Annotated in this window: 15 protein-coding genes; 11 read left to right on the top strand and 4 right to left on the bottom strand. The window is 38.2% G+C overall.

Annotation, left to right across the window (positions count from 1 at the left end; all coding sequences use genetic code 11):
* From AACP56_RS17760 to AACP56_RS17715, 10 genes are all read left to right on the top strand, one after another.
* Window positions 1–616 (top strand): DNA-processing protein DprA (locus AACP56_RS17760; RefSeq protein ID WP_339340019.1); only part of this gene is annotated, 616 nt, incomplete at its 5' end.
* Window positions 606–1,244, top strand: coding sequence for a hypothetical protein (locus tag AACP56_RS17755; RefSeq protein ID WP_339340017.1), 639 nt, complete (start codon window positions 606–608; stop codon window positions 1,242–1,244). The genes AACP56_RS17760 and AACP56_RS17755, both read left to right, overlap by 11 nt.
* A 17-nt stretch (window positions 1,245–1,261) precedes the next feature.
* Complete coding sequence (locus AACP56_RS17750) at window positions 1,262–1,504, top strand: hypothetical protein (RefSeq protein ID WP_339338906.1); 243 nt, start codon at window positions 1,262–1,264, stop codon at window positions 1,502–1,504.
* Between the two features lie 3 nt (window positions 1,505–1,507).
* On the top strand, window positions 1,508–1,960 hold the full coding sequence (locus AACP56_RS17745) for a GIY-YIG nuclease family protein (RefSeq protein ID WP_339338908.1): 453 nt from the start codon (window positions 1,508–1,510) through the stop codon (window positions 1,958–1,960).
* 1 nt (window position 1,961) lies between these two features.
* Window positions 1,962–2,225 (top strand): hypothetical protein, encoded by a 264-nt coding sequence (locus AACP56_RS17740; protein ID WP_339338910.1) that lies wholly within the window; start codon window positions 1,962–1,964, stop codon window positions 2,223–2,225.
* Between the two features lie 2 nt (window positions 2,226–2,227).
* Window positions 2,228–2,428 carry a hypothetical protein gene (locus AACP56_RS17735; protein ID WP_339338912.1) on the top strand — a complete coding sequence of 67 codons (201 nt, stop codon included), beginning with the start codon at window positions 2,228–2,230 and terminating at the stop codon, window positions 2,426–2,428.
* 11 nt (window positions 2,429–2,439) lie between these two features.
* Complete coding sequence (locus AACP56_RS17730) at window positions 2,440–2,799, top strand: hypothetical protein (protein ID WP_339338914.1); 360 nt, start codon at window positions 2,440–2,442, stop codon at window positions 2,797–2,799.
* Window positions 2,800–2,806: 7 nt separating this feature from the next.
* Window positions 2,807–3,793 carry an adenine-specific methyltransferase EcoRI family protein gene (locus AACP56_RS17725; RefSeq protein WP_339338916.1) on the top strand — a complete coding sequence of 329 codons (987 nt, stop codon included), beginning with the start codon at window positions 2,807–2,809 and terminating at the stop codon, window positions 3,791–3,793.
* On the top strand, window positions 3,793–4,875 hold the full coding sequence (locus AACP56_RS17720) for an HNH endonuclease family protein (RefSeq protein ID WP_339338918.1): 1,083 nt from the start codon (window positions 3,793–3,795) through the stop codon (window positions 4,873–4,875). The genes AACP56_RS17725 and AACP56_RS17720 overlap by 1 nt, the downstream gene beginning before the upstream one ends.
* 116 nt (window positions 4,876–4,991) lie before the next feature.
* Window positions 4,992–6,911: an AAA family ATPase gene (locus tag AACP56_RS17715; protein WP_339338920.1), complete on the top strand. Its 1,920-nt coding sequence runs from the start codon at window positions 4,992–4,994 to the stop codon at window positions 6,909–6,911.
* Between the two features lie 437 nt (window positions 6,912–7,348).
* Here AACP56_RS17715 and AACP56_RS17710 read toward each other — a convergent pair whose 3' ends face one another.
* The 4 genes from AACP56_RS17710 to AACP56_RS17695 form a co-directional block, all read right to left on the bottom strand.
* Window positions 7,349–7,834, bottom strand: coding sequence for a hypothetical protein (locus AACP56_RS17710; RefSeq protein WP_339338922.1), 486 nt, complete (start codon window positions 7,832–7,834; stop codon window positions 7,349–7,351).
* Window positions 7,835–8,121: 287 nt separating this feature from the next.
* Window positions 8,122–9,231 carry a serine hydrolase domain-containing protein gene (locus AACP56_RS17705; RefSeq protein ID WP_339338924.1) on the bottom strand — a complete coding sequence of 370 codons (1,110 nt, stop codon included), beginning with the start codon at window positions 9,229–9,231 and terminating at the stop codon, window positions 8,122–8,124.
* Between the two features lie 235 nt (window positions 9,232–9,466).
* Window positions 9,467–10,501, bottom strand: coding sequence for an alpha/beta fold hydrolase (locus AACP56_RS17700; RefSeq protein ID WP_339338926.1), 1,035 nt, complete (start codon window positions 10,499–10,501; stop codon window positions 9,467–9,469).
* Window positions 10,502–10,926: 425 nt separating this feature from the next.
* Window positions 10,927–11,733, bottom strand: coding sequence for a sterol desaturase family protein (locus AACP56_RS17695; protein WP_339145034.1), 807 nt, complete (start codon window positions 11,731–11,733; stop codon window positions 10,927–10,929).
* A 147-nt stretch (window positions 11,734–11,880) separates the two neighbouring features.
* Here AACP56_RS17695 and xerA point away from each other — a divergent pair, with 147 nt between their 5' ends.
* The gene (gene xerA / locus AACP56_RS17690; RefSeq protein ID WP_158259092.1) at window positions 11,881–12,681 is read left to right on the top strand and encodes a site-specific tyrosine recombinase/integron integrase; all 801 of its coding nucleotides are present in this window, start codon (window positions 11,881–11,883) and stop codon (window positions 12,679–12,681) included.
* Window positions 12,682–12,802: the final 121 nt, after the last annotated feature.

The raw sequence follows: 12,802 nt of genomic DNA, 5'->3' as shown, positions 1-12,802 counted from the left end.
AGAGCTTTACACCGCAGGGAATACCGAATTGTTGTTCCAAAAAAGAAGGGTTTCCGTGGTGGGATCCCGAAAGGCAAGCAAAGATGGTTTGGCAAGGGCAAAGATCGTGGCAAGGGAGCTGGTCAAGCACGATATTATCGTGGTAAGTGGTCTGGCCAAGGGTATTGATACCGTTGCGCATGAGACGGCCATCCAGACAGGAGGGAGCACCATTGCCGTTTTGGGAACGCCCTTGAACAAGGCCTATCCAAAGGAAAACGAGGGGCTTTTGGAGACCATTAAAAAAGACCATCTGGCAATATCCCAATTTCCAGAGGGGTATCCCTCACAACCTAAAAATTTCCCTATTCGAAATCGCACGATGGCCTTGATATCGGATGCAACCATAATCATTGAGGCAAGCGAGAACAGCGGAACACGGCACCAAGGATGGGAGGCACTTCGTTTGGGCAGAGAGGTCTATATCCTGGAAAATGTGGCCAACAATCCAAAAATTGGTTGGGCAAAGGAAATGATTGACTATGGGGCAGTACCACTCGCAAGGGAACAAATGGAGGACGTTTTTTATGAAATTCCATACCTAACTTCCAAATTTCAGGACCAGGATGCCTTTTAATATCGATTTCGCCACTATGCTTGAATTCTCTACAAGGGGAACAAACGACAAGGCTGCATTGTCCAGGCGCATTTGTGGAAATTTGAAATCAGGAAGTGCCCAAATGATATTACGAATGATTTATTATATGAAGCAGCTTCCAGCCGATCACCCCATAAAAGCCATGTTCAGCGATATGCCTATTTTGGTTCCCGCCCCAAGGAGCGCCCCCTTGGTGGAAGGCGGGCTATGGCCTACTAGAATATTGGCGGATTTTTTGGTCAGGGAAGGTTTCGGAGGGAGCGTACAACATTGGCTGGAAAGAACCAAGAGAGTGCCTAAGTCAAGTAATTTCAGCAGTGCTGACCAACGGCCATCTTGTAACACACACTACGATAGTTTGCATGTTGTTCCGTCTCCAGAGGCATTTGTACACAAGATTATATTAATAGACGACGTGTTTACGTTGGGAAGGACTTCAACGGCATGTGTGCGACGATTGAAAGAAACCTATCCGGATGCACAGGTTTTTGTGTTCGCCGCCATGCGTACCCGTGGATTCGTCAAGACCTTGGACGAAATCGTAAAGCCATCCTATAATCAAATGGTCTACAGACCCGAATATGACAGCGTAAAGTTACCCGATTAATAAAAAAAGAGATGACCATGATATTTTACAAAGACAATAGGGTTGACCAGAAAATGGAGCTCACCCACAAAGAACTGATTGAGATTTTCATTGAGGATGAAATCGCCTATACCAATTTTTTAAAGGGATGGCCATTTGAGAGGGCTTTCCTGAACACGATGCCGGGCACACCGGAACCGATTCAGATTTCAGATGAAAACTGGAAAGCGCTCTGGAGCGAGTTTAAATCACAAGTTCCCAATCCTGAGTATAAAGCCTGATGAATGGAAATAGATGTAATGGCATATTTATCGTCGCTTGAAAAACAATTGTTTGCCCAAAACAATAGGAAGAAAATTTCTCTCAATAAGGATTGGCCAAAGTCATTGAACCTGAATGTTCCGGGAGTGTATGTTTTTTTCGAGAACAATAATCCTTGTTATGTTGGCGAAACAGGAAGCCTCTCTAAAAGGATGAACGATATTAGGAACACAAAACACCATTCATTAAGGCGGAGCTTTGGCACCAACCATTTTAAAGAAAATGTAAACTGGAGCAAACCAAGCTCCTATGTCAGTTTCCACCCCGAGATTGAGAGTGAACTTAATTTTTTGATTGAAAAATCATTGCAAGTAAGTTTATTGCCGGTCGAACTCGGCAGAAAAGAATTGGAAGAGCATATATGCAGTAAATATAACCTACTCGATAAGTATAATAATCGAGGTCAAAGAAAATAGTATGGCCATAAAAGGCATTTTGGGAAGGATTTACAGTCTGATGGGAGTTAAAGAGCGTACGGAGCTCCACAACCTCCTATTAAGGAAAGACAACCGAATCGCCCTGGTCGTTTTGCTTGTGGGGCTTTTGGGAAGTGTGGTGATGGCCATAGTTGGAACCCAGAACAAAGTTTCAGGAATACTGAAGCTTATGTTTGGATTACTTTGGGTAGTTCCTGCATACATCGTTCTGAGGGAGGTTTATAGAAATTCCAAGAAAGAATAAATATGACAAAAGCAGAATTGATAAAGGAGTTGGAGCAATATCCAGATGATATGAAGCTAACATTTCAAACAGCCAATAACATGTTCATCTATGACGATGTAATCATTAAAAAACTTGAAGTCCCAAATAATATACTGAAAACACTGGATGAAAAAAATTTGTACGGATACACGCTACTAATAACAAGCTCATCCTTTGATTAAAGATAGAAATTATGGAACATCCCAATAAAAAACAACGGGAAAACCAAGCAAAGCTCTTGGCGCAACTTCCGGAAGAGGAAAGAGAGGAACATGCCCGTTTGTTGCGTTTTGGTAATGCAGCTTATATCTACCATCGTCAGGCTGAGAACCTTGAGCCGACCGAAGAAGATTTTAATGAGTGGCTTGAGGGATTGCCCGAAAATGTGCGTGAGGATATGGAAATACAGGGTTTTGAGCTGTGCAAGGGCGTTCTTTCCTTTAGGCGTTACGTAATGGAAAAGAACGATATTGGGATGGGGGAGTGGATGCGCAGGAACTTAAGTGAAGAGGATTATAAAGCATATCAGGAAAGAGAGAAAAATTTAAGATAACTATCAAATGCCAAATAAAAATCAAGCACTTAATAAAGCTAGCAAGAATAAACGTGATGAATTTTATACCCAGCTCCCAGACATTGAGAGGGAGCTGAGACATTATAAGGAACATTTTAGAGGCAAGGTTGTCTATTGTAACTGTGATGACCCTCGAATAAGCAACTTCTTTCATTATTTCTCCTACAACTTTGAAGCTTTGGGGCTTAAGAAGCTCATAACCACTTGTTATAAAAGTTCAAATATGGAGCTGTTCAGTCAAAATGACTCTGAGCAGGCGATTTATTTGGAATACGAAGGCGACAAAAATGGGAACAACATTCCTGATATTGAAGAAATTGGGGTTGTACTACTAAAAGGAGACGGTGATTTTCGCAGTAAGGAAAGTATTGAACTATTAAAGCAGGCTGATATTGTAGTTACAAACCCACCTTTTTCATTGTTCCGTGAGTATGTTGCTCAACTTATAGAAAACAACAAAAAATTTATAATAATTGGACATCAAAATGCAATTACCTACAAGGAAATATTTAAATATCTAAAAGATAATAAAATTTGGTTGGGCTATGGATTTAAAAGAAATATGGCTCACTTCATCAACCCATATTATGAAGATTATGCAACGGACACCGATCATAAAGAGGGAATGATTCGTGTTTCAGGAGTAGTGTGGTATACGAACCTGGAGATAAAGAAGAGACATGAAGACATGATACTTTTTAAAAAATATAATGGGAATGAGGATGATTACCCTAAATATGATAATTATGATGCCATTAATGTTGATAAAACCAAGGAAATACCCATGGATTTTAAAGGAATAATGGGCGTGCCCATAACTTTTATGAGCAAGCACAATCCCGACCAATTTGAATTAATCGGCCAAATGGTAACGACGAAGGTTGACGAGTTTAATCATGGTTATCCTTATCTTAATGGTAAGAAAATATATGCACGTATTTTAATTAAGAATAAAAACGCATTTGACCAATAATGAAAATTGAATTAAAAGAAATAACAATCCGAGAACTCACTAATGGTTATTTCGATAACGAGGAAGATGGCGTTGTCGGTTTCGGGGGAAGGCTGGATATAAGACCACCCTACCAGCGTGAATTCGTGTATGGACCAAAAGAAAGGGACGCTGTAATTGACACGGTAAACAAGGAATTTCCCCTTAATGTGATGTATTGGGCCGTCAGGGATGATGGGAATTATGAAATCATTGATGGCCAACAAAGAACCTTATCTATATGCCAATATGTCAATGGGGACTTTTCATACATGATGAAGTATTTCCACAACCTCCAAGATGATGAAAAAGAAAAGTTCTTGGACTATAAGCTGATGGTCTATTTCTGTACGGGAACCCCCAGTGAACGCTTACAATGGTTCAGGACGATTAACATCGCAGGAATGGAGTTGACGGACCAAGAGTTGCTCAATGCGGTCTATTCTGGCTCTTGGGTTACTGACGCGAAACGATATTTTAGTAAAAGTGCCTCCCCCGCCTATGGGCTGGCAGCAGATTACCTTTCCGGTAGCGCCAAACGTCAGGACTATCTGGAGACAGCCATAAAATGGATTTCAAAAGGAAATATAGAGGTTTATATGGCAAATCACCAGCACGACCCCAGTGCAAACAAGCTATGGCTATATTTTCAAGAGGTGATCAATTGGGTCAAAACCAATTTTCCGAACTACAGGAGGGAAATGAAGGGAATACAATGGGGAGAACTTTATAATGAACACAAGGACATGGATCTTGACCCAAAGGAATTGGAAAGCCAGATTGTCACTTTGATGATGGATGATGACGTTACGAAGAAAAAAGGCATATATCAATATCTCCTAACCGGAAAGGAAAAACATCTCAATATCCGTTCGTTTACAGCCAACCAAAAACGTCAAGCATATGAAAGACAAAAAGGAATCTGTCCGATATGTAAAGAACATTTTCAGTTTAGCCAAATGCATGCCGATCATATCGACCCATGGTCGAAAGGAGGAAAAACCGAAGATAGCAATTGCCAAATGTTGTGTGCCGAAGACAATAGGAGGAAGTCCTCCATATAGGATGTAAGTTCAAAATAGGGATTGATTTAAAAACGAAGAAAAAGGAATTAGTTAGAAATAATTAAAAATTATGCCCTGCTCATTGTTTCCAGGGCCATATAAAAAATAGCCAACCCATGATTAGATTAAAGCAAGTCATCGTCAATAAATTTAAAAGCATCCAAACGCCCCAGACAGTAGATATTGAACCTACCATAACTACATTGGTAGGCATGAATGAATCAGGAAAAACATCATTTCTGACCGCAATAGCCAAAACAAAGTATTTCAATGATGATGAAGATTTTGAGTTTAACACCACGCAGGATTACCCAAGAAATGAACTAATTGATTTTCAGCATAGTGGCGAGGAATGTGAAATAATAGAATGCAAATATGAAATTCCGGACGAATTATTAAAGGAAATTGAGGGCGACATTGGAAAAGGAACGTTTGTTGGCAAAGAATTTAGCGTAACGCACAAATACGATTCTTCTTCCAGAACTTTTTCTGGAATTAAAGTAAAAAAAGAGAATTTTTATTTCCACATGTTTGAATCTTATATGCTTTCAGAAGCTACTAAGAAGGCTATAAATAAAATTGAAAAATGGAGCGAGATTGCTGAACTGGAAGAACTGGAAGGAGATACCGGGCTTGATGACTTTAAATCCGATATCGCAATATACGCCAAACAGTCTTTTAAGGGTTTTGACAATAGTTTGGCGGGTTATGTTGCGTGCAGGTGGTTGGATTTAAAAACCCCAAAGTTTTGGTATTTCGATGATTATTATCCATTGAGGGGAAAAATCAACATTAACAAGCTGCATAATGCCCCTCCTGTAGATGAAAAAGATAAAACATCGAAAGCCCTTTTTGAGCTGGCCAGAATCGAGCCTGAGGATATATTAAATGCAACTGAAGCGGAGTACGAAAAATACATTGCTTTGTTGGAAGCTTCGTCCAATAAAATCACAAACGAGATATTTAAATATTGGTCTACAAACAGCAATCTGGATATAGATTTCAAAATTCAGAATATTAAAAACGCCCAAGGACAGAATGAGAAAGTTCTTGATATTAGGGTCAAAAGCCAACGCCACAAAATAACCCTCCCCTTGGATAGACGAAGTAAAGGGTTCAATTGGTTTTTCTCGTTTATAATATGGTTTAGCAAAATTCAGTCCGATTCTGATTCTGATTACATTTTGTTGTTGGATGAACCCGGCCTCAATCTCCATGCATCTGCCCAAGCCGATTTGTTAAGGTTCATAGAAGACCTTTCGAGCAAATACCAAATTATATATACCACCCATTCTCCTTTTATGATTGACACCTTACATTTAAACAGGGTCAGGACCTGTTTTGAAACGGACAATGGGACAATCATTTCTGACTCGGTCCAGGAAAAGGACCCGAACACTTTATTTCCACTTCAGGCCGCTCTGGGATACGACATTGCGCAAAATCTGTTCATCTCCAAATATAACCTACTGGTCGAGGGCCCAGCTGACCTCATTTATTTAACTATAATGTCCAGTATTCTTGAAGAGGAAAAAAGAGCTTTCTTGAATCAGAAAATAACCATTGTGCCAGTTGGAGGACTGGACAAGGTTTCAACATTCATCTCATTATTAAGGGGACAAAGTTTAAATGTGGCCTGTCTGCTTGATACGTTTACAGACCAAAAGGGGAGGCAAAGGGTTGAAGACTTAATCATGTCCAAGATTATTAAAGAAAAGAACATACGTTTTTTCGACGAGTTTGCCGACAATGGAAAGAAAACAGCGGACATTGAGGATCTGTTCGATAAGGGGGAATACTTACATCTGTTCAATGAGGCATTTAAGGGGGAGCATAATGAAGTAAAGCTCGGCGATCTAGATGAAAAGCTGGATACGGTTTTAAAGCAAATCAATAAGCAGATTGGAAAAAAACGCTTTAACCATTATAGACCAGCTCATAAATTGAGCCAGTTGGGAGTTGATAAATCATTCTTCAAACCATCGACACTCGACAATTTCGAAAAAGTGTTTGAGGAAATTAATAAGCTTTTTTGAGCTAAAGAAAACCGAAAGATTTCCGGTTACGGATTGAAACCCATAAAGGGGATATCGGGTACGGATCTGTAAGATTTCGGTCCAATTTAAGCCCTTCTAAGGCACTCAAAAAAGCTAAAGGCCTGGAAGTATGCGGGATATGAAGTTATATAAGTGGTTTTATGTAAAATAGAACGCCTTTTTAAGGTACGAAGAAAAATCGAGAATTGTTACCGCTAATTTAAAATCAATACAGTAATAATTTAAAACATGTACGATTTTTGACCACGGATGAACATAACTGTTTGAGCAACAAAAAACTACAAAAATATTTCGTGAAAAAACTCGTGAAAAAACCGTGAAATCTGAAATTATTATGTCAAATTGAACCTGCAATTTTTCACGAATGCTAGTACCGTAAAAGGTTGAAAAAATGGGAATCTTAAATAGATGGAATTCTATTGAAGTTCGATTACTCCCAAAAACTGGAGCGGAGGAACTTCGGTAAGTTCGAAATTTGACCTGTTAAAAGTTCCCTCGAGAGGTAAATAATAAGACAGGTTGCATGGAATTTGGGTTAACTCAGCGGAAAAACTGACCTGGATGGAATTGGTTTCAGAGAGATATATAGTGTAATGAAAGTTGGATTCGTCCGGAATCAGGAGCTGGATGGTATTGTCCAACTTTCTGATATCTGCCTCTGGGACGGCAAATTCCCTGGGAGGATTGAAACTGAAACCTGCATTTGGAAAATCTCCTTCAACTCGTATGTCTTCTGGGTCTAAAGTGCCATTTTCAAATAGATTGGTATCCTCAGCATCGACCAATTCTAGATAAAGGGAGGGATAGGCAGGGTCAAAAAGTTCACAGTCAATCCCATTGTTATCTTCCGAACAACTTGTCCAAAGTGGTACTGCCAAAAACAATAGAAACATTTTTTTCATGTTGTTCAAACTTGCAAACTGTACTCAAAGATATGTTAATAGATGTTGATTCTCCGAAAGGTTGCTCTTAAATGTGGTCAGATAAGTTATTGTTAAATTGACATTCCCTGTAAATCTTATAAATATTCTAGAGTATAAATTGGGATGTCAACTAATTAAGTGGAAGGAAAGAGACAATTCCCAAAAAAAGTTTGGTTTTATGATACTAAATTGAAAGATTAAAGAATTTGTGAGTTGATGGGCTGGGCTGACACTTTAAATACTATTCATTGCTATTGTAGACAATTTTAATCCGTATACTTAATTATATTGTCCGCCAACGCACTCAATTTTTGATGCACTTCGGATCCCGAAACATTTGTTATGATAAAAACTCCAGTTTTCGTTTCGGGAATAATTGTCAACCAACTAGATGTTCCGAAAGCACCTCCATTCTGAAAAATTTTCTTTGGCTTATCTTCATTTTTGAATATCTGCCAAAACAGCCCATTTTCAAAATTCCCGTATTTGCCATTCCATAATTCCTGATGTGAGGTTTGAACTAGTTCATTGTCCGTTTGCAATTCAAATTGCAAATATTTTATCATATCATCAAGGTTTGAAATTATTCCACCCTCTGCTTGCAATTCTTTTTTAGCCCTAGGTGGCATTTCGATTCCATTGGTATTTAGCCCTTTAGCTAAAAATTGCTTGTTTTCTTCTGAAATTCCAATGTAAGTATTGTTCATTTTCAACGGTTGGAGGATAGAATTTTTGATTAAGTCCTCATATGGTTTTTGATATATTCTTTCAAGACAATACCCTAATAGATTTGCACCAGCGTTAGAGTAGCTAAATTTATGTCCAGCAAGTGTGTCCAATTCTACTTTGTGTAACTCTGCCAAAAATTGCTCCTTTGTAAATCCAGCCTGTAATTCGTTGATTTTGAAAGGTAATTCGTCCCAATTTGGTTTTTCAAATATTTCAGGTCGGTTTGGAAACATATTGGGTAAACCGCTTGTGTGTGTTACCAAATTCCTAAATGTTATCGGTTGGCCGTTAAATTCTAAATTTGGATAATCCTTCGGAAGATATTTTCTTATGTCGTCATCAAGTCCAACTTTTTTGTCCAAAATCGCTTTCGCCAATAACGTACCGGTAAAGGTTTTTGTTAAAGATGCTATTTCATAAAGAGTTTGGTCGTTCGGACTTTGTCCATTGGTCAATTTACCTTTGTGGAATTTGTAAATTTTACCATTCTTGATTACTCCTATGGAAAGCGATTTTATTTCTCCATTGGTTAATAGAGAGTCGCATTTGTGACCAATAAAGTCGCCAAGATTGTTTTGGCTTTGACAACTTGTTTTTCCAAGAATTATAAAAATTATTAGTGTTGCTGTAGATAGTTTTAGTTTCATTGCGTTGTTTTCCTAGGATAAGAGACGATTTAAAAACCGGAATGTTGCAAAGATGAAGAAAACAGGTAATGTTCCTAAAAAGGTTCGTTTTATGACACTACAACGGTCCGGCTATGATTTCGTTGCGTGAAAAATCCGATGGATTTTTCAGTACGGAATCCAGCCGTTTATTTATTTATGGGTGGAAGTTAGTTAAAAGGTAGCAATGAATTATAGCCCATGTTGTATGGCGTTATTATTTCAATTCCGACAGTACTTCAAGCACTTCTTTGCAAATAATGTCGGCATTTTCTTTTTCGGTAAATATGCTTGTATGAGTTCCCTTCATAATAATCAATTTACCATTTGTTGAAAGACAAGTTAAATCTTCCTGCATTTCCATACTCTTAATCTGATTATCTCTCAGGTCGATTCCTCTTTTTAGATATTTTTGATAAGTGTCTTCTGGAACTTCTCCAATAGCTTTGGTAAAAACCCTTACAGGTAAAGAACCAAAATTATTTTTCTTGCCCGCTCTTCTTAGGGTATTATGATATTGTTCTAATTCTTTTCCCGAAGCTCTTATAAATTTTCCTCCATTTAGAAAGTCATCTGTTCTGTTGTTAATTTCATCAGGCAATCCCTTCATTTGCAACTGGGTTAGGGGACCCATTATTTTATTATAAAGCATTAAGATGCCCAAATCTCCCAAAAGACCTTGAAACTTATAAGTCCAAATCACTGATTTCCATTTGAAAGAGGACTTTCGTGGTATCGATGTTATCCGAGCTGTACGCTCTGGATGAGTCGAGTCCAACAAGAACATTCCAACCACTTCATCTGGGTAAAGCTCTGTGAATACTCTGATATATGGCCCTCCAAGAGAATGACCTATCATAAGATATGGTGGTGATTCCCCAGCCTTCTCAAGAACTGAGTACAACTCCCTGGCAATTATTTCAGCCTGACGGGGGGTACCACTTACATCGCTGTAACCGATACCAGCTCTATCATAACGCACCACTCTAGTACTACCTTTAAGACCTTCATTCAACCAATGATAATATGTTCCGGCCATCCCTCTTCCGCCTTCAATCACAACGGTTGGATTTTCGTTTTTTTGCCCTTCGGCGATTACATGAAGCTTACAATTTCCAATATCCACTAAATTTCCTTGGGGCTGCGGCTCAGGGGCAAAAAGGCGAAGTGTCAAACCCAATAAAATGATTAAGATTAAGAATACACCTATGGTTTTTACCATCCATTTTATAATTCTTCTAAATAATCTCATTTCATCCGGCTCTAAAAGATTCCTTTTAACAAAATGGCATACAATGGGCTTTGTTTATGGCGTGTGAGGCGTGCCTCACCAGGAGCCATCATTACGCCTCATAGGTTATAAGTGTAGTCGATGGCCGTACCTTTTGCTCCAGTGCCAGTTTAAAATTAGGGAAAACTTCCTTAGGTATGGGGTGTAATGTACAAAGCCCATCGATGGCGATAAGCAAAAGGGAAGCGTGCAATGTACGTGATTTTGCGTTCCCGAAGGGATATGGCCATCGACGGTCTCGGCTATGAGTAGTTGCGTGGTTTAGCACTTAACTTTGCAAGTACACACCAAACTGAAAATCCGCGAGGATTTTCAGAAGTAGGCGAGAACAAGCAATTACTTATAGCCATTGTTGTGTGTTCGTGCTTTTTAATTAATTCAGTGTTTTATTTATCAAGTCGTTTAATATTTATAAATGGACTAACCAATAAATACCAAAAGCTCTGTTTTTTAGAACCTTCAAATTCAATCAATCCATATTTTATTTTGTCTACAGGTAATTCTTTAAAGGTTCCAAAAAGTTTGTCCCAAATAATAAACATATTTCCGTAATTGGAATCTGTATATTCTTGGTCTTGATGATGGTGTACTTTATGAAAATTTGGTGTGACAAATATTTTCCCGAAAAATGAGTCAACCCAGTTCGGAAAACCAAAACTAACATGATGTGCTACGAACAACGGCATGTAAAGAATCCAACGAAGAATAATTATTTTTATATCCAAACCAAATAAAATTCCCGCTACAAAAATCGAAGCATTATCCAAGATGACATCAAAAGGATGTGCTCTAAATGAGGTCGAGCTATCCATTTTTGTATCACTGTGATGGACTCTGTGCAAACGCCAAAACAGATGCCATTTATGATTAAGGCGATGCGCCCAGTAACCTACAAAATCAATTGCTATAATTCCCACAATAATTTTTATTATATATGGTAATTCAATTTGGTTGAGTAAACCAATATTATTTTCAGCAACCCAGTCAAATATAAAAACAAAAAGAGACGCAATCAGGATGTTCAAAATTATATAACCTGCCTGCAAAATAATACTATGAAATAGGTGTATGCTATTTTTCTTAATTGCTGAGCCGTTTTCTAATAATTGCTCGATAGTAAAGAAAATTGCAAGTAATATCACGAACATTTTATCTGCGTTGATACTTATTAGGCTTTCAATAATATTGTTCATTTATGTTAGTTTTATGTTTTTTGGTCGCATGACACACAACTATTGGATATCCGAACAATCCCGGACAACCATACCATTTTGGAATAAAAATAGTACTTTTTCATCATAAATAGATATCTTCACATTATTATGCCATTGCCTGATTTTGTGAAAATACTGGAGGTTAAACGGTATAGTAAGAATACCATAGAGAGTTATTCCTCAATCGTAAAGATGGCCATTCAATTTTTCGAAAAGCCACTGAACAAGATTGATGAAACCGAACTTCACAGGTACTTCTATCATATGGTACACACTAAGAAAGTATCCTATTCCTATCAGAAACAGATAGCAATGGCCTTGAAGCTGTATTACAGGGAGGTTTTCGATCAAAACATTAACCTGGAATTTCTGTTCCCAAGTAGAAAACCGGACAGACTTCCCGTAGTCATCGCAAGAAAGGAAGTTCTTAAAATCATTGAAAAAGCCAACAACATCAAGCATAAGAGCATGATAGCCGTGGTCTACAGTGCAGGCTTAAGGGTAGGCGAGTTGATTGCACTTGAAATCAAGGATATAGATTCATCCAGAATGGTGATACATATTAAATCAGGAAAGGGCAACAAGGACAGGATAGTACCCTTATCTGAAAAAACCTTGTCAATGCTTCGTGAGTACTATAAAGAATATACGCCCAAACGATACCTATTTGAAGGCCAAAAGGGAGACAGGTATTCTTCGTCAAGTTTCAACAAGCTTCTCCAGGCTGCTGCCAAAAGGGCCAGAATAAATAAAAACATCACCGCGCATACCTTGAGGCACAGTTACGCAACGCACCTATTGGAAAATGGTACCGATATTAGAATCATCCAAAAACTTTTAGGGCACAATTCCATTAAGACGACCATGATTTATACCCAAGTTACTGAACCTACTTTGTTGAATGTGACAAGTCCTTTTGATGATTGAACCGTTCCATAAATTGGCCGTTTTTCGGTACAACCGAAATGCCCTAAAAAAATATCTTATCCTAGTTCCATTTATCGTTCTTTTTAGTAGTTTCGTTATATAACCTTTTACGGAACTAAAA

Source organism: Croceitalea sp. MTPC6, assembly GCF_036985525.1.
Lineage (GTDB): Bacteria > Bacteroidota > Bacteroidia > Flavobacteriales > Flavobacteriaceae > Croceitalea.
The sequence above is the reverse complement of the archived record's forward strand: the minus strand, read 5'-3'. Positions and strand labels throughout refer to the sequence as shown.